Annotated in this window: 18 protein-coding genes and 2 pseudogenes; 13 read left to right on the plus strand and 7 right to left on the minus strand. The window is 71.8% G+C overall.

The window, feature by feature from the left end:
- Positions 1-100: 100 nt before the first annotated feature.
- Positions 101-1,699 (plus strand): DHA2 family efflux MFS transporter permease subunit, encoded by a 1,599-nt coding sequence (locus ACH4TP_RS39400; RefSeq protein WP_398440633.1) that lies wholly within the window; start codon positions 101-103, stop codon positions 1,697-1,699.
- Positions 1,700-2,479: 780 nt separating this feature from the next.
- Here the strand turns inward: ACH4TP_RS39400 and ACH4TP_RS39405 are convergent.
- The 3 genes and pseudogenes from ACH4TP_RS39405 to ACH4TP_RS39415 form a co-directional block, all read right to left on the minus strand.
- Positions 2,480-2,944, minus strand: a pseudogene (locus ACH4TP_RS39405) (solute carrier family 23 protein); the annotation flags it as partial.
- A 56-nt stretch (positions 2,945-3,000) separates the two neighbouring features.
- A pseudogene (locus tag ACH4TP_RS39410) lies at positions 3,001-3,185 on the minus strand (transposase); the annotation flags it as partial.
- Between the two features lie 204 nt (positions 3,186-3,389).
- Positions 3,390-4,301: a LysR family transcriptional regulator gene (locus ACH4TP_RS39415; protein ID WP_398440611.1), complete on the minus strand. Its 912-nt coding sequence runs from the start codon at positions 4,299-4,301 to the stop codon at positions 3,390-3,392.
- 125 nt (positions 4,302-4,426) lie between these two features.
- On the opposite strand from ACH4TP_RS39415, the gene ACH4TP_RS39420 reads away from it, so the two are divergent.
- Positions 4,427-4,933 carry a nuclear transport factor 2 family protein gene (locus tag ACH4TP_RS39420; protein ID WP_398440612.1) on the plus strand — a complete coding sequence of 169 codons (507 nt, stop codon included), beginning with the start codon at positions 4,427-4,429 and terminating at the stop codon, positions 4,931-4,933.
- A gap of 228 nt (positions 4,934-5,161) precedes the next feature.
- Positions 5,162-6,493 (plus strand): UDP-glucose dehydrogenase family protein, encoded by a 1,332-nt coding sequence (locus ACH4TP_RS39425; protein ID WP_398440614.1) that lies wholly within the window; start codon positions 5,162-5,164, stop codon positions 6,491-6,493.
- Between the two features lie 150 nt (positions 6,494-6,643).
- On the opposite strand, the gene ACH4TP_RS39430 is transcribed toward ACH4TP_RS39425, so the two are convergent.
- On the minus strand, positions 6,644-7,906 hold the full coding sequence (locus ACH4TP_RS39430; RefSeq protein ID WP_398440615.1) for a beta-ketoacyl-[acyl-carrier-protein] synthase family protein: 1,263 nt from the start codon (positions 7,904-7,906) through the stop codon (positions 6,644-6,646).
- Between the two features lie 65 nt (positions 7,907-7,971).
- Between ACH4TP_RS39430 and ACH4TP_RS39435 the strand changes: the two genes are divergently transcribed.
- The gene (locus tag ACH4TP_RS39435; RefSeq protein ID WP_398190443.1) at positions 7,972-8,589 is read left to right on the plus strand and encodes a TetR/AcrR family transcriptional regulator C-terminal domain-containing protein; all 618 of its coding nucleotides are present in this window, start codon (positions 7,972-7,974) and stop codon (positions 8,587-8,589) included.
- A 459-nt stretch (positions 8,590-9,048) separates the two neighbouring features.
- Here ACH4TP_RS39435 and ACH4TP_RS39440 read toward each other — a convergent pair whose 3' ends face one another.
- Positions 9,049-9,912 (minus strand): NAD(P)-dependent oxidoreductase, encoded by an 864-nt coding sequence (locus ACH4TP_RS39440; protein WP_398440616.1) that lies wholly within the window; start codon positions 9,910-9,912, stop codon positions 9,049-9,051.
- 99 nt (positions 9,913-10,011) lie between these two features.
- Between ACH4TP_RS39440 and ACH4TP_RS39445 the strand changes: the two genes are divergently transcribed.
- From ACH4TP_RS39445 to ACH4TP_RS39480, 8 genes are all read left to right on the plus strand, one after another.
- Positions 10,012-10,587, plus strand: coding sequence for a CGNR zinc finger domain-containing protein (locus ACH4TP_RS39445; RefSeq protein ID WP_398440617.1), 576 nt, complete (start codon positions 10,012-10,014; stop codon positions 10,585-10,587).
- Positions 10,588-10,704: 117 nt separating this feature from the next.
- A complete protein-coding gene (locus ACH4TP_RS39450; protein ID WP_398440618.1) occupies positions 10,705-11,253 on the plus strand; it encodes a hypothetical protein in 549 nt (182 codons plus the stop codon).
- A 19-nt stretch (positions 11,254-11,272) separates the two neighbouring features.
- The gene (locus ACH4TP_RS39455; RefSeq protein ID WP_398440619.1) at positions 11,273-12,463 is read left to right on the plus strand and encodes a histidine kinase; all 1,191 of its coding nucleotides are present in this window, start codon (positions 11,273-11,275) and stop codon (positions 12,461-12,463) included.
- On the plus strand, positions 12,460-13,125 hold the full coding sequence (locus ACH4TP_RS39460) for a response regulator (RefSeq protein WP_398190455.1): 666 nt from the start codon (positions 12,460-12,462) through the stop codon (positions 13,123-13,125). Before ACH4TP_RS39455 ends, ACH4TP_RS39460 begins: the two co-directional genes overlap by 4 nt.
- Before the next feature lie 108 nt (positions 13,126-13,233).
- Complete coding sequence (locus ACH4TP_RS39465; protein WP_398440620.1) at positions 13,234-14,895, plus strand: HEAT repeat domain-containing protein; 1,662 nt, start codon at positions 13,234-13,236, stop codon at positions 14,893-14,895.
- 172 nt (positions 14,896-15,067) lie between these two features.
- On the plus strand, positions 15,068-15,373 hold the full coding sequence (locus tag ACH4TP_RS39470) for a hypothetical protein (protein WP_398190460.1): 306 nt from the start codon (positions 15,068-15,070) through the stop codon (positions 15,371-15,373).
- Entirely contained in the window at positions 15,370-16,296 is a 927-nt protein-coding gene (locus ACH4TP_RS39475; RefSeq protein WP_398440621.1) for an alpha/beta hydrolase, read from the plus strand. The genes ACH4TP_RS39470 and ACH4TP_RS39475 overlap by 4 nt, the downstream gene beginning before the upstream one ends.
- On the plus strand, positions 16,293-17,591 hold the full coding sequence (locus ACH4TP_RS39480) for an MFS transporter (RefSeq protein ID WP_398440622.1): 1,299 nt from the start codon (positions 16,293-16,295) through the stop codon (positions 17,589-17,591). The genes ACH4TP_RS39475 and ACH4TP_RS39480 overlap by 4 nt, the downstream gene beginning before the upstream one ends.
- Before the next feature lie 154 nt (positions 17,592-17,745).
- On the opposite strand, the gene ACH4TP_RS39485 is transcribed toward ACH4TP_RS39480, so the two are convergent.
- Positions 17,746-18,654 carry an SDR family NAD(P)-dependent oxidoreductase gene (locus ACH4TP_RS39485; protein ID WP_398440623.1) on the minus strand — a complete coding sequence of 303 codons (909 nt, stop codon included), beginning with the start codon at positions 18,652-18,654 and terminating at the stop codon, positions 17,746-17,748.
- A gap of 275 nt (positions 18,655-18,929) precedes the next feature.
- Positions 18,930-20,540 (minus strand): serine/threonine-protein kinase, encoded by a 1,611-nt coding sequence (locus ACH4TP_RS39490; protein WP_398440624.1) that lies wholly within the window; start codon positions 20,538-20,540, stop codon positions 18,930-18,932.
- A gap of 235 nt (positions 20,541-20,775) precedes the next feature.
- On the opposite strand from ACH4TP_RS39490, the gene ACH4TP_RS39495 reads away from it, so the two are divergent.
- Positions 20,776-21,510 (plus strand): translation initiation factor IF-2, encoded by a 735-nt coding sequence (locus ACH4TP_RS39495; protein WP_398440625.1) that lies wholly within the window; start codon positions 20,776-20,778, stop codon positions 21,508-21,510.
- Positions 21,511-21,582 lie beyond the last annotated feature (72 nt).

Consider the following 21,582-nt stretch of genomic DNA (forward strand, 5'->3'; position numbering starts at 1 on the left):
GGTTCCGTGCTCCCAGCCCAGCACCCCTGAGAACCACGCAACACTGAGAAGAGAAGCTGTGAAAACACCCGAGGCGCCGGTCGAGGCGTCCCCGGCCGCCATGTCCGACCGTCAGATACTCCAAGCCATGTCCGGCCTGATGGCGGGCATGTTCGTCTCCATCCTGGCCGGCACCGTGGTCGCCAACGCGCTGCCCAGGATCATCGCCGACCTGGGAGCGAGCCAGTCCTCGTACACCTGGGTCGTCACCGCCGAACTGCTCGCCATGACGGCGACGGTGCCGCTGTGGGGCAAGCTGGCCGATCTCTACAACCAGAAGCTGCTCCTCCAGATCTCCCTCGGTCTGTTCGTGGTCGGCTCGCTGCTCGCGGGCTTCTCCCACGACGTCTCGCTGCTGATCTTCAGCCGCGTCGCCCAGGGCATCGGCGCCGGCGGTCTGACCGCCCTCGCGCAGGTCGTGATGGCCGCGATCATCCCGCCGCGCCGGCTCGGCAAGTACGCCGGAATCTTCGGCGCCGTCTTCGCCGTCGGTACGGTCGCCGGGCCGCTCATCGGCGGCGTCCTGGTCGACACCTCCTGGCTCGGCTGGCGTTGGTGCTTCTTCGTCGGCGTCCCGTTCGCGCTGCTCGCCATCGTGCTGCTGCAGCTGACCCTGAAGCTGCCCGTCAGGCGCCGCGAGGTGAAGATCGACTACCTGGGCGCCTTCCTCATCGTCGCCGGCGTCTGCGCGCTGCTCATCTGGGTGTCGCTGGCCGGCAACAGCTTCGACTGGGCCTCCTGGCAGACCGCGGCACTGACCGGCGGCGGCCTCGTGCTGCTCGTCGCGGCGGTCTTCGTCGAGTCCCGGGTGCCCGAGCCGATCATCCCGCTCGGCATCTTCCGCAACCGCACCGTGGCGCTCGCCACCGTCGCCAGCCTCTTCGTCGGTCTGGCCATGTTCGGCGGCACCGTCTTCCTCTCCCAGTACTTCCAGATCTCCCTGGGGAAGTCCCCGACGGTCGCGGGCCTCATGAGCCTGCCCATGATCCTCGGTCTCCTGGTCTCCTCCACCGTCGCCGGACAGATCATCAGCAAGACCGGCCGGTGGAAGGCCTACCTGGTGGCCGGCGGCATCACCATGACGGCCGGTCTCGGTCTCCTCTCCACGATCGGCTCTGACACGAGCTTCGGCCTGACCAGCGTCTACATGGCCGTCATGGGCATCGGCGTCGGCATGCTGATGCAGAACCTGGTCCTGGCCGCGCAGAACGACGTCCAGGCCACTGAACTGGGCGCCGCCACCTCGGTCCTCTCCTTCTTCCGCAGCCTCGGCGGCACCATCGGCACCAGCGTGCTCGGCGCCATCCTGGCCAGCCGCGTCGCCACGGAGATGAGCAAGGGCCTCGCGGAAGCCGGTGTCCCCGCCGGCGCGGGCGCCGCCGGGGACGGTGCCGTGCCGGACATGGCGACCCTTCCCGCCCCGATCCGCGAGATCGTGGAGCACGCCTACGGCGTCGCCACGGGCGAGATCTTCCTCGTCGCGGCCCCCTTCGCGTTCCTCGCGTTCCTCGCCGTCCTGTTCATCAAGGAGAAGCCGCTGAAGACCACCAGCGGCATGCAGCGGCTCGCCGAGGAAGCCGACGGCGCGGGTCAGGGCGGCGCGGACGCCCCGTCCCGTACCGCCGTCGACGCCGCGGCCCAGCCGGCCGAGACCGGCTGAGAAGAGCAGCTGAGGCGGCCGGGCGGCGCGACGTCGCCGGGACGCACGACAGTCCCGTACGGGCGCGGTCTCCCCCACCCTCGGGTGGGGGAGACCGCGCCCGTACGGGTTCTCAGCGCTCCGCGTTTCCCCGGCGCGCATCGCGGATGGCCCCCACGGGTCGGTGCCAGCCGGACCGGGCGTCCCGGCCGTGCGTGGTCGGGTCGTTGGGGTGTCCGCTCCGGTTGCGCAGGGAGTGCAGAGGGTGCAGGGGGTGCAGGGGGTGCAGAGGGCCGGGGAAGCTGACGCCTTCGGAAGCGGACGGGCGTAGGCCGCCGCACCGGGATCGCGGTCGGTCTCGGGGGTGTGGGTGACGAGGTCCGTGTCGTAGGCAGGCCAGTCTCCGACGAGTGGGCCGCGGGGCGGGGGCTGGGGCACGGCCTGAGGGTCCGGTGCCGCCGTGGTGCCGGGTACGGGTCTGGTTACGGCCTGGGAGTCCGGCGCCGTTGTGGTGCCGAAGGGAGACCAGACGGGCGAGGGGCGTACGGAGAGGCTGGGCCCAGAGAGTCGGTGCCGCCGAGCGTGGTGACCCGCTCGGCGGGAATCGCGTCGAGGTTCGGCTTCGGTGCCGCGGCCGAGGTGGTTGAGCAGATGGTTCAGCAGGATGGCGACCAGGCAGCCGGCGGTGATGCCCGAGCCCAGCACGGTGGCGACGGGGGCGGGCAGGCGCTCGTAGAAGTCGGGGGCGGCGACGGGGAAGAGCCCGAAGGCGAGGGTGACGGAGACGATCAGGCCGTTGTGGCCGGTGCCGAGGGCCGCCTTGGCCAGGGTGCGGATGCCGGCCACGGCCACCGATCCGAAGAAGAAGACGACGCCGGCGCCGCCGAGGACGGGCAGCGGGACGAGGGCGACGAGCGAGCCGAGGACCGGGACGAGGCCCATCAGCACCAGGAAGGCTCCGCAGAGGGTGACCACGTAGCGGCTGCGGATCAGGCTGGGGGCGACCAGACCCACGTTCTGCGCGTACGAGGTGCTGATGAACGAGCCGAGGACACCGCCGAGGACGGTGGTCAGGCCCAGCGCGCGGAGGCTTCCGGTGAGGGTGCGGTCCTGGGTGGGGCGGCTGGTCGCCGCGCCGAGGGCGAGCAGCGAGGCGGTGGACTCCATCGGCGACACGAGCATGACCACCACCGTGGTGGCGATCACGGTGGGCACCAGGTGCGGGGCCGAAGGCGAAGGGTTCGGGCAGGGCGAACAGGGACGCATGCGTGAGCGGGCCGGGGTCGACCTTGCCGAAGGGGACGGCGATCAGGGTGCCCGCGACCATGCCGAGCAGGATCGCGACGCGGCCGAGGAAGCGGCCACGGAGCATCGGTCCGCAACCGCCGTGACACCCCGTTGATCACCTGCCGGTGATCCCTCCACGGTCGCCCCGCCCGTTGGCGCCCGGCAGCAGCGGCGCTATCCGCTCCCACGCCGCGTCCGTCAGCTCACCACGACCCACCACAAGATCAACTATCGGACACGGCCTTGGGCGCGATCTGCGCCACGCGCGCGCCCTGTCGCATGAAGGCGGCCGGAAGGCTCAGTAGTCCCATGGGGGAAGTCCGGTGACGACACGACACCAGGGCATGTGGAGTCGAACTCTCATCGACTGTCCGGCGGGCTGGTCCCCGAGACGATCCAGCCGCCGCATGCCGCCGCGGTAGGTCTAGGGGGAGGGGGCAGGGGCAGGCCCCTGCGCCACGTCGAGTGCGGCCTTGTCGAAAGCCCGAACGCGGGCCGTGGCGCCTTCGGCGAGCCAGACCAGGCCCCATTCCACCGGTGGGGCATCCACGAAGGGCACATAGGTGACGTCGGGGCGGGCGAAGTAGCGCCTGGCGTGGGCGCCGACGGCGGCGACGCCCTCTCCCGCGCCGACGAGCGTCAGCATCTCGGTGAACGTCATGGCCGACGGGCCGAGTGCGATGGGCCGTCCGGAGGGGGTCCGGCGCGGTGCGCGGTCGTCGCGCAGGGAGTCCGGGAGCGTCTCGGGGAGCTGGAGCACGGGGACGCGGGCCAGGTCCTCCAGGGAGACGGTCGCGCGGTGGGCGAAGGGATGGCCCGCCGGTACGGCGAGCATGCGTGCTTCCCGCACCAGGACCGGCCCCATGACGATGCCGTCCTCCCGCATCGGATGGCAGGTCAGCGCGATGTCCACCTCCCCGCCGCGCAGCCACGGCAGGACTTCCGGCAGTCGTGCTTCACGGATCTGGACGTCGCAGTCGGGGTGCCGGGCGCGGAATGCCTGCGTCACCCCGACCAGCAGCTGGCCCGCCGCCGGCCCGTCGAAGGCGACCCGCAGCGATCCGGTCAGGCCGCGTCCGGCATCGACGGCCCGCGCGAACGCGTCGGAGATCCGGTCCCAGGCGGGCCGTGTCTCCTCGTACAACTGCCGCCCCACCGGGGACAGTTCCACCCGGCGGCTTGTTCGGTGGAACAGCGGAACGCCGATGCGGCGCTCCAGCTTGGCGATCGTCTGGCTGACCCTGGCCGTGGACAGACGCAGCCGCTCGGCGGTACGCCCGAAGTGCAACTCCTCGGCGAGCGTCAGGAACGCCTCCAACTCGTACCGCTCCAACATCCCCCTACCTCACCATCGTCAACCGGGGCTTAACGATCGTTGCGCAGGTGCGCGTTGATGCCCCGTCCGGCCTCCAGCAGGATCAAAGGCATCGGAACACCACCTGACCCGCACCGGAGGCCATCATGTACGTCACCCGCGACCGCGCCCTGACCGCCCCCGCCCACGACAGTGCCGCGGTGGTCGCGGAACTCAGGGACCGCACGGAGATCACCGACGCGCTCCACCGCTTCGCCCTCGGCCAGGACCTCAAGGACGAGGAACTGTTCACCTCGGCCTTCGCCGCCGACGCCGAGCTGGACTTCCGCCCGGCCGCCGCCAAGTGGGGAGCCGAGCCGCCGCTGATGTCAGGACGCGACACCATCGTCACCACCATCCTGGGCATGTTCACCGGCCGCGTGGACACCACCCACCAGATCACCAACCCCCGGATCGCCATCGACGGCGACACCGCCCGCCTCACCGCCCTGGTGGAGGCCCAGCACCTTCTCACCGCCGACCGCACCCAGCACGCGCTGCTGAAGAACCCCTACGACGTCGAACTGGTCCGCGACGGCGACCGCTGGGTCATCCGCCGGCTCGTCATCGACAACACCTGGTTCACCGGCGAACCCACCGCCGTCTTCGGCTGATTCCCGGCTCTTGGGGAGCACGAGGGCCCGGTCGACGTCTCGTCGACGCCGCCCGGGAGGGTGATGTGGGTGTCGGTTCCGGGGGCGTTCCCGTCCTGCCGGGCCTGCGTGAACTACTCGGAGTGAACGACTGAGCGAATTCGGCCCGGAACGGGGTGAGTTCGTCGACCGATAACGTCCGAGGGCACACCGGGCGCGGTGCGCCCCGGACCAGACAAGGACCCTGCAATGCGCGTATCCGTGATCGGCTGTGGTCACCTCGGCATCCCGCACGCGGCGGCGATGGCCGAGCTCGGCCACGAGGTCATCGGCGTCGACGTCGACCAGGCCAAGGTCGACCGTCTCAACGCCGGCGAATGCCCCATCTACGAGGCCGGTCTCCCCGAACTCCTCGCCCGTCACACCGCCGACGGGCGCCTGCGGTTCACCACGGACATCTCCGAGGCGGCGACCTTCGCCGAACTCCACTTCATCGGCGTCGGAACCCCCATCGACGCCGACGGCCGCTCCTACGACACCGCCCAGGTCTTCGGCGCGATCCGCGGACTCGCGCCCCACCTCGACCGGCCGTGCACCATCATCGGCAAGAGCACGGTCACCGTCGGCACCACCCGCCAGGTCACCGCCCTCGCCCAGCGCCTGGCCCCAGCCGGTGAAAGCGTCGAGGTCGTCTGGAACCCGGAGTTCCTGCGCGAGGGACACGCCGTACAGGACACCCTGCGCCCGGACCGGATCATCGCCGGCGTCACCACCGCGGAAGGCGAGAAGGCGATCCGCGCCGTGTACGCCGGGATCATCGACGCGGGCGTGCCGGTCTTCGTCACCGACCCGCAGACCGCCGAGCTGGCCAAGGGCGCGGCGAACACCTTCCTCGGCCTGAAGATCTCCTTCATCAACGCCGTCGCCGACATGTGCCAGGAAGCCGATGCCGACATCTCCCGGATCGTGGAGATCCTCGGCATCGACCCCCGTATCGGCAGCGGCGGCATGAGTCCCGGCATCGGCTACGGCGGCGGCTGTCTCCCCAAGGACGTCCGCGCCTTCACGGCCTCCGCCCGGCAGCTCGGCGCCGACCGGGCCGTGGCCCTCCTGCGCGCCGCCGAGGCGATCAACGAGAGCCGCACCGAAACCGCCCTGGGCCTCATCACCCGAGCCCTGGGCGACCGCCCACTCAAGGGCAGCTGCGTCACGGTGTGGGGAGCCGCTTTCAAACCGGGCACCAACGACGTGCGCGAGTCTCCCGCCCTCGCTCTCGCCCAGGCCCTGCGGCAGGCCGGCGCCGTCGTCACGGTGCACGATCCGCAGGCCGTCGCGACGGCGATGGTCCGCAACCCGGAGCTGGACTACTCCGAGGACCTGGCCGCCTCCCTCGACGGCGCCGACCTCGTGGTCCTGGCCACCGAATGGCCCCAGTACCGGCAGGCCGACCCCCACGCCCTTGCCGGCCGCCCGGCCACCGCCCTGCTGGTCGACTGCCGCACCACCCTCGCCCCCGAGCCCTGGCGCGCGGCGGGCTGGACCGTCCACCAGCTCGGACGCCCCGGCAAGTGGAGCAAGTAGGGTCCGACCCCACCGCTCCTCGGGGCCGGTGACTCGCCCACCCTCGACAGAGGCCGGCTGCTCCCCGGGCCTGAGGCGATGGTCCCGGGGTGCGGACGACCGGTGGCGGCCGTCCGTGGACGATGACGTGCCCGTGTGAGTCAATGTGAGTCAAGGCGTGGCCGGGGCCGTACGGGACGTGTGGTGCCGTGCGTGGGTGACGACGAGTGAGACGTTCTGTCCGCCGAAGCCGAAGGAGTTGCTGAGTACCGCCTCCTGGGGGACGTCTCGTCGCTCTGTGACGACGTCGAGATCGATGTCGGGGCCGATGCCGGCCGTGGTGAGGTTGCGGGTCGGCGGGATGACGCCGTGTTCCACGCTGAGGACGGCGATGAGGGCCTCGATCGCGCCGGCCGCGCCGAAGAGATGGCCGAGTGCCGCCTTGGGGGCTGTCACGGTGGCGCGGCCGAACACCTCCCTGATCGCGTGTGCCTCGGCGGTGTCGCCGACCGGAGTGCCGGTGGCGTGGGCGTTGACGTGGCTGATCCGCTCGGGAGCCAGACCGGCTTGCGCGAGGGCCTTTCGCATGGCGGAGACCTGACCGGAGCCGTCGGGAGCGGGCGCCGTGATGTGGTGGGCGTCAGCGGCGATGCCGGCGCCCGCGAGTACCGCGTGGACGCGCGCGCCCCGGGCTTCGGCGTGTTCGGCGCTTTCGAGCACCATGACGGCGGCGCCTTCGCTGAGGACGAATCCGCTGCGGTCCGCGGCGAACGGCCGGGACGCCGCGGCGGGTTCGGCGGTGTGCCGCGACAGCGCCTGTGCCTGGACGAAGCCGGCCACGGTGATCGGGGTGATCGCGGCCTCGGTCCCGCCCGCGATGACCACGTCCGCCTCGCCGGCGCGGATGAGTCTGGCCGCCAGGGCGATCGCCTCGGCACCGGAGGAGCAGGCCGAGACGGGCGTGTAGACCCCGGCCCGTGCGCCGTATTCGATGCTGATCAGCGCCGCCGCCGCGTTGGGCATGAGCATCGGGACCGTGCGGGGCGAGACGCGCCGGGTCCCGGCCGTCTCCAGTACGTCGTCTTCTTTCAGCAGCGTCCGTACGCCCCCGATGCCCGTGCCGATCGCTGACGCGAGCCGGTCCGGCGCCACGTCCGGGGCGCCCGCGTCGGTCCAGGCCTCGGCCGCCGCGGCGAGGGCCGCCTGCTGCGAGCGGTCGAGCCGCCTGGCCTGCACCGGCGTCAGCAGCTCGGCGGGGTCGACCGCCATCGTCCCCGCGACGGTGCCGGGAAGGCCGGCGTCCTCGTGGCCGCGCAGGACGCCGCCTCGGATGCCCGACTCGCCGGCGAGCAAGGCCTCCCACGTGGACACCACGTCTCCACCGAGTGGCGTGATGGCGCCGAGTCCGGTCACGACGACCTCGGTCCGCTGCATGTCCTTCCGCCTTTCTTGTATGCGATACAAGTGAACGGCCTTGTTGTATCACATACAATTCGGGTGTGGAGAAGAAGCGAACCGAAGCCCGGGCGGCGTCGACCCGGTCGCGTGACCGTGGTCGCGCGACGAGGCGCCGACTGATCGAGACCACTGCCCGGCTCTGCAAGGAGCGGCCCGGTGCCGAGCTGAGTGTCGCGGAGATCGCGAACGCGGCAGACGCCTTCCCCAATCAGGTCACCTACTACTTCGGCTCCAAGGACTCCCTGCTCGTGCATGCCGCCTTCCTCGGCCTGCTGCACGACGCCCGACGGATCGAGCGCATCGGCCGCCAAGCCCCCGACGCGGCGGCATTCCGGCGCAACATCGCCCGCGCCGTACTGGCCATGCCCTCGCTCCCGTCCGTCGCGCGAGCGCTCGCCGCCGCGATCTCCAGGCCCGAACTCGCCCCCGTGGTCGACCGGCACCTCCAACTGCTGTTCCGGCAATCCGAGCACTTCGTGAACCAACTCGTCGCCAGTCGCGGCTGGAAGGCCCGTCGACCACTCGACGTGGAGGCCAGGACCTTCTGGAGCACCGCGCTCGGCGCGGTACTCCTCGTCCGCGCCGGGGCGCACGGCACGGTCGCCGACCTCGACCTCGCCGGAGCGTTGACCATCCACGACGCACCCGAGGACGCCTAGGGCGACCCTGTAAATGATCTTCAGATCGCCTCGGGTAAGGCCGGCCGCCGCCGGCGGTGCTGTGGTCGCGGGTGGGGACCGGGGCGCCATCGATAGTGGGCGCGGTAGCGGGCGCAGTTGTCGGTGGCGATCTGCTCGATCCTGGTGATTCCGTGGGTGGCGAAGAGCGCCTTGGCTCGGTCGGCGAACCCGATCGCCGTCCGGCCTTCTGGTGGGGGAGGGCATCGGTGCGGGTGAGGCGGGGGCGCCTGTCCGCGGCCGAGTGCGGGTGCGAGTACCCGGCTTGGGACCCCTGGCCCTGGCCCGGTCCGTTCATCGCTGATTGCTGCCGAGGTCATGGGGCGCGTCGGCGGCGTCCTTCGAAGGTCAGCGGGGTGTCGCGGTGCGGCGCGGGCGGCATGAGGGCCGCCCTGCCCGGCGCTGGGCAGGGCGTGTCAACGACCGTACAGGCGGCGGTGTTCAGCGCGGCTGCTGTTCGGCGATGGCGGCCCAGTCGTCCGCTGCGCGGCCGTCGGCGATGGCCTGGTCGAAGACGCCTCTGAGTAGTTCGCCGAACGGCAGGGGGATCGCTTGGTCGGCTGCCGCGTCGAGGGCGAGGTGGAGGTCCTTGCGTCCGAGGGTTGTGGTGAACCCGGCCGGCTGGTATTTCCGCTGCGCGATCATCGACCCGTATCCGGAGTAGACGGGACCGGGAAAGAGCGTCGAGGCCAGCAGTTCGACGAACTGGCCCGGGTCGGCGCCGGCCGCGTCGGCGACGCTGACCGCCTCTCCGAGCGACTGGATCGCGCAGGCGATCAGGTAGTTGCCCAGGATCTTGGCGGTGTTGGCCTGCTCGGGCAGCTCGCCCAGGCGCCAGGTGCGGGACCCGATCACGTCGAAGAACGGCTGGGCACGGTCGATGAGTTCGGGCTTTCCCGCGGCGAGGACGTTCAGCGCCCCGGCCTCCGCGACGTTGACCCGACCGAACACCGGGGCGGCGACATAGCCGATCCCGTGCGCGGCATGCTCCTCCGCGGCGCGGCGGGCCAGTTCGACGCTCACCGTGGCCATGTTGACGTGGACCGCCCCGTGCCGGGCCTCGCCGAGGACTCCGGAGTCGAGGAAGACCTCCGCGACGGACGCGTCGTCGGACAGGACCGAGAGCACCACCGGGCACTGGAGGGCCTCCGCGACGGACGCGACGCGGAGAGCGCCGGCCTCCGCGAGCTCCTGCGCGGGCCCCGCCGAGCGGTTCCACACCACGGTCTCGTGGCCTGCCCGCACCAGATTGCGCGCGATCGCCCGCCCCATCCCGCCCAGACCGATGACTGCAACCTCGCCCATCACGCCAACACCTCCACCGGTGAACTGTCTAAGACGGTTCCATTGTGGCGGGAGTCGACGCCTGTGTCGAACCGGCTAAGCTGGTTCAAGGAGTGGTCCATGGGGATGCGGAAGGTGGTGACCGTGGAGGCCCGTCAACTGTTCCGGCTGGACAACGAGGTGCTGGCGTTCCGCTTCACCGCTACCATGAGCGACCGGGCCGGCGAGGCGCCCCGGGAGCGGCTCTCCGACCACGGCCGGCTGAAGCTCTGGCTGGGGGCCGTGGGGCTCGCCGTCCCCGACGTCTCGCCCGCCGAGCTTCAGGACGCGCTCGGCCTGAGGGAAGCGATCTACCGTGCCGGGCTGGCCGTCGCCACCGCCCAGCGGCCCGATCCGGGTGACGCGGCGATCCTGAACAGGACCGCGACCACCGGATGGCCCAGGCCCGCGCTCGACGGGAACGGACTCGCGGTCTGGCACCTCGGCAAGCGGACACCGGTACCGGACGCGCTCGCCGTGCTCGCCGCCGACGCCATCCACGTACTCGGAGGCCCCGAGCGCGACCGGATCAAGGCATGCGAAGGCCCCGGCTGCGCCGGCCTGTTCCTCGACACCAGTCGCGGCGCGAACCGTCGCTGGTGCTCGATGAACACCTGTGGCAACAGGGTCAAGAAGGCCCGGCTCGCCAACAAATGACCGGCGCCGGGAAGCCGCCCCCCATGCGGGGTGGAGGCCGGCGGGGCGGTGGATGTCCACCCGTACCTCCACCCGTGGGTGCAGGTGCGCACGGGCCTGAATCAGCAGGCTTGAGGCATGACAACGATCGACTGGATCACCGACCTCGCCCTCCTTCTCGTCGTCTTCCGACAGCTGCGGGAGAGCCGCCTGGATCGCACGTCCTATCTGATCCCCCTGGGGGTCGTGGCCTTCGTGGCGTACAGGTACCTGGACACCGTGCCCACCGACGGCAACGACCTGGTGCTGATCGCCGCGCTGGTCACGTTCGGCGCGGGGCTCGGCATCGCGGCCGGTGTCTGCACCCGGATCCGCAGTCGAGGAGGGCAGCTCTACATCAAGGCCGGTGTGGCCTCCGCTTGCTTGTGGGTCCTGGGCATGGGCACCCGCATGGCATTCCAGCTGTGGGTCGGCTACAGCGGCGGTGCCGATGACGTGGCGCGGTTCAGCGCCGCTCACCGCATCACCAGCGAGCAGGCGTGGGTCGCCGCGTTCGTGCTGATGGCGCTCGCCGAGGTGGTGGCGCGCCTGGCGACGATCTACGTCCGCAGCCGGACGGCGACCCGCGAGCCGCAGCCAGAGGCGGCAGGCGGACGCGGTACGGCGACGGTCGGCCGGACGTCCTGATCACGGGTATCGTCGCGCCGTGTCCGAGTCAGAGAAGGTCTCCGCCCCCGGACCGGCCCCCGAAAGGGAGTCCGGTCCGCGGGCCGTGTTCCCCTGGCAGGGCCGCGTCCGGGTGGCCGTCACTCTGCTGATCATCGTGATCGGATTCGTGACGGTCAGGCCGCTGGGCGTCACCGGCCGTGGTCTTGCCGTCGCCGTCCTGCTCACGATCTGTTCCCTCGCCCTGCTGAGCCGGCATCTGCCGCTCGGCTTCGCACCTCGGGCCACTCTGCTCTGGATGGCCTGCGGCGTCGTCGCGGCCGCGGCTCTGATCGGGCTGAGCAGCAGCGGGGCCGGATACCTGTTCGCGTTCTTCCTCACCGGCCATATCGGCTTCCGCTTTCCTCCCCGGCAGGCGCTCGTCCTTGCCGCTGTGTCCAGCCTGCTGTGCGGCGCGGTGCTCTACTTCCGGCTCGGCCCCGGCCACGAAACGCTGCCGTGGACGTTCGGCCTGATCACGGGTGCCCCGGTGGTGGCCGGGATCCTCAGCCGGAGCAAGCAGACCGCTGTGGAGGCGATGGTGCAGTCCGCCCGGTCCGCCGAGCGGGCCGCGCGGGCGGAGGCACAGGCCGCCGTGCTCACCGAACGCGGCCGCATCGCCCGGGACGTCCACGATGTGCTGGCGCACTCGCTCGCCGGAATCAACATGCAGCTGGAGCTGGTGGACGCCCTGATCGACACCGGGGACCTGGAGAAGGTGCGCGAGGCGAACAGCAAGGCGCACAGCCTGGTACGGGAGAGCCTGAAGCAGGCCCAGTGGACGGTGCACGCATTGCGCGAGAACGCCCTTCCGCTGGTGGAGAGCCTGACCGCGATGATCGGGTCCTCCGGGCACCGGGACGCCCTCAGCGTGACGGGAACCGTCCGTGAGCTGCCCGCGAAGGCGACCCAGAACCTGTTGCGCATCGCACAGGAGGCGCTGACCAACGCGGCGCGGCACGCTCCGGGCGGCAGGGTCGCTGTGGAGCTGGTCTTCGAGGAGGCGTCGACCAGGCTGAGGGTCCGCAACGGACCCGCGAGCCGCGTGGCGCCCGGAGACGCGGGCAGCGGGATGGGGCTGGTGGGAATGCGCGAACGCGTCGCTCTGCTGGGCGGTACGCTCACCGCGGGCCCGGTCACGCTCGGGCCGGACCAGGGAGGCTGGCAGGTGGAGGCGGTGATTCCCGGATGAACGGGCCGACCGAGGAACCGCATCGGCTGAGGGTCGTCGTCGCCGACGACCAGGCCGCCGTGCGCGAGCCCCTGGCCGCGGTGCTCGATCTGTCGGAGGACATCGAGGTCGTCGCCGCCGCGGCGAACGGCACCGAAGTGCTCGCCGCCCTCGCCGAGGCGCCGGTGGACGTCGTCCTGATGGACCTGCGCATGCCCGTCATGGACGGCATCGAGGCCACCCGTCGGCTGAACGAGGAACATCCGCGGACCGCCGTGGTCGTACTGACCACCTTCGCCGACGACGAATCGATCATGGCCGCGCTGGGCGCCGGCGCGCGCGGATACCTGACGAAGAACGCGGGGCGTCAGGACATCATCCGCGCGATCCGGGCCGCCGCCGCAGGACAGTCCGTACTCGACCACGAGGTGCAGAACCGCCTCCTGGCCGCCGCCCGCACCCGCGCGTCAGCGTCCCCCCAGCCACTGCCCGAGGACCTCACGCGCCGCGAACGGGAAGTCCTCACCCTCATCGGCCAGGGCCTGCCGAACCGGGCCATCGCCGAAAAGCTCTTCATCAGCGAGGCCACGGTCAAAACCCACATCAACAACCTGTTCGCCAAGGCGGACATCCAGGACCGCGCCGACGCCGTCCGCCGGGCCCTTGCGGCGGGGCTGGCCTGAACCCCGGCATCGAGGTCTCCGACACCTACGCCTCACCCGTGCGCGTCGGCACGTCGATGCTCCGCACGGGACCGCCGCCGCCTCCCGCCCGTGGCCGATACTGTCCGCATGGGGGATCACGACACCGTCCGGGTACGTCTGCACGCCGCTCTGTGCGCCGACGATCCGTGGACCGCACTGTACGCGCTGAACACCGACCGGCCCGGCGGTCTCGCAGAGGCGGTCGAGGAGCTGTACCGGGCGGACACGGACGGGGGCCGGGCCGCCTTCCGCCCCTACCTGACCTGGCTCCTCCGGATACTCGGGGGGACGGGCGACGAGGTGCTGCTGCGGCTGCTCGCCGAGCCCGCGTTCGCCGCCGACGAGCGCCGGGACCTGCTGAGGACCGCCGTGGCACGCGAGCTACGGCTGCCCGCGGAGCTGCTGCGTACGTACGGGGAGGCGGACCCGGCATCCGGGAGGAGCGGTATTCGCGCCGACGGCCCGCCCGCGCCCGAACTCGTCGATGCCATGGGACTCTCCGGGGACCCGTCCTTCGCCCCGGGTCTCGGCGCCCTCCTTGAGGAGCCCGCCGTGCGTGGCCGCGCCGCGCTCGCGCTGGGGCGTCTCGGCGCCCGTGAGTGGACGGCCCCGATCGCCGGCGGGCTGTCCGAGGTGACCGGGCTCGACCACGTCGCGTTCGCCGTCGCCCTGGAGCTGATGGACGATCCCGCCGCCGTGCCGTACCTGCTTCGATGGCTGGCCGAGAGCGGTGAGGAGCGGGTGTACGACGTCCATCACGCGCTCGTACAGCTGACCGGACGCGACCCGCTCCTGCCGGAGCGGGCGCGCGGGGCGGAGTACGCGGCGGCCGTGCGCGCCGCCTGGGCCGACGGACGGACCGGGCGCGAGCCCGCGGTGGTGCGGGACCTGGTCGTCGAGTCCGGCGCGCGGGCCCGGTTCTCCGTCGACGGAGGCGCGGGCCGGATCCGGGTCGCCTACGACCCGCCGTCGCCCGGCTCCTCCTGGCCGCGCTGGGACCGGTCCCTGACGTTCGACGGGAAACCGCTGTACCGGGTCGGCTCGTCGTGCGACACGTGCGAGCTGGGCCTGACGCTGCTGGGCTGGCCGGACGGCGAGGCGACCCGGCTCGCGGCCGGCATGCGCGGGCGACTGGCCGACCTGGACCGGCTCGACACCGCGCTGCTCGCCGAATGGAGCCCTGTGCTGGGCGAGTTGGAGACCGGTCACTACCGCGCCCTCCTGCTCGACCTCCCGCTGGAGCGCGTGTCCGAGCCGGCCCGGTCGTGGTGGTACCGCCGCGTGGCGGCCCGGGCGGAGGAGGACGGCGACGACTCCGAGTACGCTGAGGACCGCCCCGAGGACCACTGGCCCGGCGTCCCGCACTTCCAGCTCACCGCGCCCGTCCCGGGCGGCCGGGTGCCGTTCACGTACGGCGCCCTCCTGCCCTCGCAGCCGCCGCAGGCGCTCGACCCGGCGGCCGTCACCCGGCACACGGCCGCCATCGAGGCGGGAAAGCGGCCCGCCGCCGTGGTCCTCGGCTGGATCGACGACCGGTACGTGGAGGCCCGCCACGAGGAGCGGTGGCTGGTGGGCGCGGTGCTCGACGGTCACCACCGGCTCGCCGCGTACGCAGCCGCCGGCGCGCCGGCCCGGGTGCTCCTGCTCGCCCGCGTGGACGGAGGCGGTGGCGCCGACGGCGGCCTGGAGGGACTGGCGGAGGTGGGCGCGGCGTACGCCTCCCGCCGGGACCGTCCACACGGGCGCTGACGAGATCCTGTACATCCCGCCCGGGACCTGACGTTCCCCTGACGTTCTCCGACCTCGCCCGCATCCACTTGAGATCCACCTGTCGTTGAGCGCGGTGATGTGAACTGGCGGGTGTTGAAGAGGGGGTCCGCGACGGCGACGCTGGTGCGGTGGGGGCTAGTGGGAGGTACGGGTGCGTGACGTGGTGACCGTGGGCGTGGGGGAGACGCACGTCCTGACCGTGCGCGAGCCGGGGTCGAGGCCGATGCCGGCGGTAGGGGTGCGCAAGGAGGCCCGCCTCAAGGGGCTCGGCACCGGACCGGCCCACGGGTTCGGCCACGTCTACCCGGGCGGGCGTCCGGGCGTGGCCGGCGTGCCCACCGGACGGCCGGCGCACGACCTGCCCGGCGACGGTCGGCACGCCATGGCCGTGGCCCGGCGCGGTCCGGAAGGCCGCCGGATCGCGCCGCGTGCCCTGTCGACCGGGCCGGCCGCATGACCCGGGCCGACGGGCGCGAAGCCGGCGCCACGGGAACCGACCGGGGCAGCGGGCGGCCGGTCACGCTCGGCGGCGGGGACACCCCGCTGTCCGGACTGCTGGCGGAACCGGTGGGGCAGCGCCCGCGCGCCACGGTCGTCGCCCTGCACGGCGGCGGCATGGGGGCCGGGTACTTCGACAGCCCGGCCCACCCCGATCTGTCGCTGCTCGCCCTCGGCTCCCGGCTCGGGTTCACCGTGCTCGCTCTCGACCGGCCCGGATACGGCCGGTCGGCCGACCGCTTCCCGCACGGACGGACCCTCGACGAGCAGGCGGCGACGGTCCGTTCGGCGCTCGCCGCCTTCACGGCGGACGGCGACCGGGGCGCGGGTCTCCTGCTGCTCGGGCACTCGTACGGCGGCAAACTCGCCCTGCGGCTGGCCGCGGAGCCGGGACCGTTGCCCGTCGTTGCCGTGGACGTGTCCGGCTGCGGCCGGCGCCCCGCCGTCGACCTGGACGGGGCGCGGGCACTGCACGGACTGCGCGGACGACGGCTCAACTGGGGTCCGTCGCGCCTGTATCCGCCAGGCGCCGTGCGGGCGAGCGCGGACATCGTGACGGCGATGCCGCCCCGCGAGGCCGAAGGCGTCGCGCACTGGCCGCGGCTGAGCGCGGAGGTGCTGCCCCGCGTGCGGGTACCGGTGCGGCTGACCTTCGCCGAGTACGAGGCATGGTGGGGGCACACCGACGAGGACCTGGCCGAACTCGCCTCCCTGTTCCCCGCGGCACCCCGCGTCCTCGTGGAGCGGCTGCCGGACGCCGGGCACAACATCAGCCTCGGCCTGGCCGCCAGGACCTATCACCTGCGGGCGCTGGCCTTCCTGGAGGAATCCGTACGGCTGCGGAAAGCCGCCGCCGACGCCGGGACGGGTGTCACCTCATGACGACATCGGCCACCGCCCGGGCCTTCGCCTCCCTGCGCGTGCGCAACTTCCGCCTCTTCGTCATCGGCCAGATCGTCTCGGCCATGGGCACCTGGATGATGGTCGTGGCCCAGGACTGGCTGGTCCTCGGCATGACCGGCGACTCCGGCACCGCGCTGAGCACCGTCACCGCCCTGCAGTTCGCCCCGGTGCTGCTGCTCACCCTGTACGGCGGCAGGCTCGCGGACCGGTTCGACAAGCGTCGGCTGCTGACGGTCGCCAACCTGGTCTCGGGCGTCCTCGCGCTCGTACTCGGCACGCTGGTGCTCACCGGCGCGGTACGGCTGTGGAGCGTGTACGGGTTCGCGCTGGCGCTCGGACTGGTGAACGCGGTCGAGATCCCGGCCCGCATGTCCTTCGTGGGCGAACTCGTGGGAGCCGAACTGCTGCCCAACGCCTCGGCGTTGAGTGCCGCGTACTTCAACGTGGCCCGGATCGTGGGGCCGGCCGGCGCGGGACTCCTCATCGGTTTCCTCGGCACGGGCTGGGTGATGCTCGTCAACGGCGTGAGCTATCTGGCGACCGTGGCGGCGCTGCGGCTGATGGATCCGACCCGGCTGCGCGGGGCGGCACCGGGACGGGACCGGGCGAGGGTCGGGGACGGGCTGCGGTACGTGGCGCGCCGCCCCGACGTGCTGGTGCCGCTGGCGCTCGTCGCGGCGGTCGCCGTCTTCGGCATGAACTTCCAGCTGACCCTGCCGCTGTTGGCGAAGACCGTGTTCCATTCCGACGCCGCCACGTTCGGCCTGGTCACCGCGGCCTTCGCGACGGGCTCGCTCGTCGCCGCTTTCGCGGGCACGCTGCGCCGCGACCGACCCGCGCAGCGCCTGGTGATCGTCTCCGCGGCGGCGTTCGGTGTCGCGGAGACGGCCGTCGGGTGGGCGCCCACCTACGGGACCGCGGCCGCCCTGCTGTTCGTCACCGGCCTCACGACGACGCACTTCGCCCAGGCCGCCAACCACCGCATCCAGTTGGGCAGCGACCCGCGCTACCGCGGCCGGGTGCTCGGCCTCTACACCCTCATCCTGCAGGGATCGACACCGCTCGGCGCGCTCCTCATGGGACGCGTCGCCGAACACGCCGGGGCACGGGCCACTTTCGTCGCCGGCGGACTGTGCTCCCTCGTCGCGGCACTGGTGGCCGTGACGGCCGGCCGCCGCGGTGCCGAAGCATCCCCACCCCTCGCCGAACCGGAAGCCGACTCCGCGCACCGTGACGACGAGACCAGGAGCGCCGATCTTCGACCGCAGCGCTGACGTGGGTGTCGAGCGCGCGCCCTGAGCCAGGCCCGGCCGACGATCTCCGGGCGGCTGCGCCCCTGCGGCCCCGCGGTCGACACCTTCCTGCGCGCCTACGGAGCCGACGCCCCGGCCAAGTGCTGAGGCCGGGGGCTGGGGCTGTGGGCGCCCGCTATCGGCCCTTGAGGTCCTTGAGGTCCTTGAGGAACGCCTCAGTCAGCTCCTCCAGCCGACGTGCCGCCTCCGGGTCGAAGCCCTCGCCCCGTACGTCGATCTCACGCCCCTCGACGAACGCGCTCAGCGACTGCCGCGGAGGGGCGTCGATCGCCGCGACGATCGGACCGAGCGCCTCGGCGACGGGCTTGGCGGTGAGCTGCTGCGCGTCGATGTACCGCTGTGTCTCCGCGTCGTACTGCCCGACGAGGCCGGTCACGGTCGGGCCCGGGTGGACGAGCACATAGCGCAGGCCGATGTCGGCGTACCGCGCCGCGGAGGAGACCCCCAGCAGGTCGTTGAGCTTCCCGGCCTGGCCGAGGGCCGCGCCCCCGTGGTACGCGTTCCGGAACTCCAGGTCGTCCCAGTGGATCAGCTCGAGACCGGCACCGGGCCCGGCCACATTGACGACGACGGGCCGCTCGGACCGCCCCAACTGCCCGGCCAGGCCGTGGCCCAGGAGATAGCGGCTCAGATAGAAGTGGGCGAACACGTCCTCGATGCCCTCGGCGGTCTCGGCCCGGTCCGAACGGTAGAAACGGGCGCAGAACACGAGCACGTCGACGACCGGGAACACGGCGCGCACCTCGTCGAGGACGCGCCGGTTGTCGGCCAGTAGACCGAGGTCCGCACGGATGAAGCGCGCGCGGTCCGCCGCACCGAGCGAGCGGGCACGCTCCAGGAAGGCCTCGCCCTTCCGCGGTGTGCGGCCGATGACGACGACGGTGTCGCCCCGTTCGAGCCGCTCCTCGGCAAGGGCCCGCCCGATGCCGTCCGTACCTCCGGTGATGACGACGGTCCTCGGCTTGTTCGGTAACCGCGTTGATCGAACGGTCTGTTGGTCGGCTGTGTCGGCGGGGTGATGCATGGCTCTCCCTGGGGGGTGAGGCTCCGGAGCGGGATGTCAGCTCGCGGCGGACCGACACGCGGTGGCGGGACACGCATGGGCGACGACGTGGCGGCAGAGCGCGATCACGGTCATGAAGGCAGGTAACCACACCAGGGTCTTGTGCCGCCACAAGATCCGGGCGGCCGACCGGTAGTCGGTGCTTCCAAGTCGGCTTTGTATCAAGCGACTTGTCCCAGTCCAGTGGCGACCCGTCGAGCGGCTTCGAGGCTTCCGCTCCACGGGCCGCAGTCGGGTCAGGAAAGCTGGGACATCGCGTCCAGGGGGTCGCCCTCGAACCCGTCGCACGCCCGGACGGATCCATGGACGACCGTGATCGTGTACGACCCCAGAAGAGTCACCGGCTCCCTCGTCTCGTACGGTTCCGACAGTTCTGCCGTCTTCAGGACGTCAGGCCACCGGAAGGACCATTCCTTCTTCCCCTCCGGTACCGGGATCGTCACGTCTTCTCCCTTGGGGAGCTTGAGGTGAACGACCACGGGCTCGTCCGTCGTCGAGAGGGAGAAGCCGCCGACTGTGATCACGGCCCGCGGAAGGATCCTGCCCCCGTACGCCAGTGAGTTCACGGAGATCCTGTAGTCGGTGGTATTCGACACCACCATGCCTTCGTCGGTCATGCCATCGCCCTCGACCGCGCACCTGGCTCGGACGGGGTTGTAGGTGAGCGAGCTGAGAAGTGTCTCGATGTAGGGGTCGGTGGTCGTTTCTTCCAGTGGTTCACCGTCCGTCGCGCCGGGTGAAGGAGTGATCGTCGGTTCTTCGAGCGGTGGCGTGGGGGACGAGGCCGCCGGACCGGCTGTCGGCGCGGTGGCCGAGGCGTCCGCGGCCACCGCGGTCGTTCTGCCGTATCCGGGCAGGAGCCAGGGGCCGATCGCCACCCCGAGGGCGACCGAGGCCGCGACCGACACGGTCAGAACGGTCCACCGGCCCCGACCGGCCCTGGAGGGAACCGCGGTGGGCGCGTCCGTGTGGGTTCCGGTTCCCTCCCCGTCCGCCGGCAAGGGCCGACGGAGACTGGCTGCCGTCTTCTTGTAGCCGTAGGCGCGCAGCGATGTCAGATGGGAGAGCAGGGCACTCAGAGGCGGTCGTTCCCATGGATCCTTGTGCATGCAGGCGGCGATCATCTCCCGCAGCTCTCCGGGGACTTCGTCCAGCTGCGGTTCCTCGTGGACGACGTGGTACTGGGCGGTGAGGGGGGTGACGCCCCGGAAGGCGTGGTCGCCGGAGGCGGCGAAGGTGAGGACGGCGCCGAGCGCGAAGATGTCCGAGGCCGCGCTGACCGGTCTCGCCTGCACCTGCTCCGGGGAGAAGTAACCGGGGGTGCCGAGCACCGCTCCGGTGTGCGTGGCGTGGCTGAAGTCGGTGGCGTACGCGAGCCCGAAGTCGATGATCTTCGGGCCGTTCTCCGTCAGCAGGACGTTCCCGGGTTTGAGGTCGCGGTGCACGAGGCCGGCCTTGTGGATGGAGGCGAGGCCGAAGGAGAGGCCGAGGGCGAGGTCCACGGCGGCAGGCAACGCCAGGGGCCCGTGGCTCCGGACGTGGTCCCGGAGCGACGGCCCGTCCACGTACTCGGTGGCGAGCCACGGCTCGCGCGCCTGGGTGTCGAAGCCGACGACACGTACCGTGTGCGGGCTCCTGACCGCACTCGCCGCCGTCGCCTCCCGGGCGAACCGGCGCCGGAAACCCTCCTCCTGCGCGTACTCGTTCCGGATCGTCTTGACGGCGACATGGCCGTCCTTCCCCTCCCGCGTGGCGAGGTAGACCGTGCCCATGCCGCCGCGCCCCAGCCGCGCCACGAGCCGGAACGACCCGATCTCCGCCGGGTCGCCTTCCTCGAGGTCCCACATGCGCCTGCTCCCCGCCCTCGATGATGACGAGCGCCGAGAGTAGCCGACCACCGGGGTCGCCATCCGGACGTACCTGTCAACCCGTCATCCATGTAACTGAGTTGACGCACTGAGGCGCTCGATCGACCTGCTCGCAGAGTCCTCCGGGAGTCAGGGCCGTCTGAGTACGATCGCCTGGGCCGGTCCGAGTACGCGCGCGGTTGCCCGTCGGGCGCGGTGTCGTAAGGGTGGCGGCATGCGTCGATCACTGGTGTTCGCCCCGCTGTTGTTGTTCGCCATCGGCTACGGGGTGGTGCATTTCTCCGAGGACGAGGGGACGGCCGCCACCCGGGAAGTGGCCAAGAGGGCGGGGCAGCGGCTGTACAGTCAGCGTCCGCGCACGGCGGAGGAGGTGGGGCGCTCCGCTTCCCTCATCGACGGGGTCGAGGTGCTGCGGGTGACGGGCTCCTCGACGCACGACGGGGACGGCATCGATGTGGTCGTCCGCACGTCCGGCTTCGCGTACGAGGGATGGATCTTCCCCGAGCAGTACGTCGTGCGGCACTGCTTCACGGTGCGGGTGTCACCCGACTCGGAGTGGGACGAGGATCCCCGTGAGGTGGACTGCCCGGACGGCCCGGCGCTGACCTTTCCCCCGCCACCCGAACCGCCCCGACTGCCGTACGGGGAGCTCCGCGCGAAACTTCCCCGAGTGGCTGCGGGAGGCCGGGTGGACGAGACCGAGGTGCGCCGTGCGCTCGCGGCCCTGGACCTGGATCCGGCCATCCGTACCGAGGTGAAGGCGGACGGCGGCCGGGTCGGCGTCCTCCTGCTGGTACGGGGCAACGGCTTCGACGCGCAGGACTGCCTCCTCGCCCGCGTGGCCCCCGGCGCCACCGAGGTGTGGGTGCCGTCCCGGATCCAGCGCATGCCCGGAGAGGGCGGCTGCACCGTCGCCGAGGCCCTGAACCCGCAACCGTCACCGCACTGATCGGGCCCCGCCCGTTCGAGCTGTGTCGCAGATCACTGAATTTACCAGAACTTGACCGTTCCTTTAATTGAT

The organism is Streptomyces sp. NPDC021012 (assembly GCF_044333355.1).
Lineage (GTDB): Bacteria > Actinomycetota > Actinomycetes > Streptomycetales > Streptomycetaceae > Streptomyces.

What these genes read in the sequence shown, in the direction of transcription:
- ACH4TP_RS39425 (WP_398440614.1), top strand. Translation starts at nt 5,162, where the DNA reads ATGCGCGTATCCGTGATCGGCTGTGGTCACCTCGGCATCCCGCACGCG.
- ACH4TP_RS39420 (WP_398440612.1), top strand. Translation starts at nt 4,427, where the DNA reads ATGTACGTCACCCGCGACCGCGCCCTGACCGCCCCCGCCCACGACAGT.
- ACH4TP_RS39430 (WP_398440615.1), bottom strand. Translation starts at nt 7,906, where the DNA reads ATGCAGCGGACCGAGGTCGTCGTGACCGGACTCGGCGCCATCACGCCA.
- ACH4TP_RS39400 (WP_398440633.1), top strand. Translation starts at nt 101, where the DNA reads ATGTCCGACCGTCAGATACTCCAAGCCATGTCCGGCCTGATGGCGGGC.
- ACH4TP_RS39440 (WP_398440616.1), bottom strand. Translation starts at nt 9,912, where the DNA reads ATGGGCGAGGTTGCAGTCATCGGTCTGGGCGGGATGGGGCGGGCGATC.
- ACH4TP_RS39480 (WP_398440622.1), top strand. Translation starts at nt 16,293, where the DNA reads ATGACGACATCGGCCACCGCCCGGGCCTTCGCCTCCCTGCGCGTGCGC.
- ACH4TP_RS39450 (WP_398440618.1), top strand. Translation starts at nt 10,705, where the DNA reads ATGACAACGATCGACTGGATCACCGACCTCGCCCTCCTTCTCGTCGTC.
- ACH4TP_RS39415 (WP_398440611.1), bottom strand. Translation starts at nt 4,301, where the DNA reads ATGTTGGAGCGGTACGAGTTGGAGGCGTTCCTGACGCTCGCCGAGGAG.
- ACH4TP_RS39490 (WP_398440624.1), bottom strand. Translation starts at nt 20,540, where the DNA reads ATGTGGGACCTCGAGGAAGGCGACCCGGCGGAGATCGGGTCGTTCCGG.
- ACH4TP_RS39475 (WP_398440621.1), top strand. Translation starts at nt 15,370, where the DNA reads ATGACCCGGGCCGACGGGCGCGAAGCCGGCGCCACGGGAACCGACCGG.
- ACH4TP_RS39460 (WP_398190455.1), top strand. Translation starts at nt 12,460, where the DNA reads ATGAACGGGCCGACCGAGGAACCGCATCGGCTGAGGGTCGTCGTCGCC.
- ACH4TP_RS39445 (WP_398440617.1), top strand. Translation starts at nt 10,012, where the DNA reads ATGGGGATGCGGAAGGTGGTGACCGTGGAGGCCCGTCAACTGTTCCGG.
- ACH4TP_RS39495 (WP_398440625.1), top strand. Translation starts at nt 20,776, where the DNA reads ATGCGTCGATCACTGGTGTTCGCCCCGCTGTTGTTGTTCGCCATCGGC.
- ACH4TP_RS39485 (WP_398440623.1), bottom strand. Translation starts at nt 18,654, where the DNA reads ATGCATCACCCCGCCGACACAGCCGACCAACAGACCGTTCGATCAACG.
- ACH4TP_RS39465 (WP_398440620.1), top strand. Translation starts at nt 13,234, where the DNA reads ATGGGGGATCACGACACCGTCCGGGTACGTCTGCACGCCGCTCTGTGC.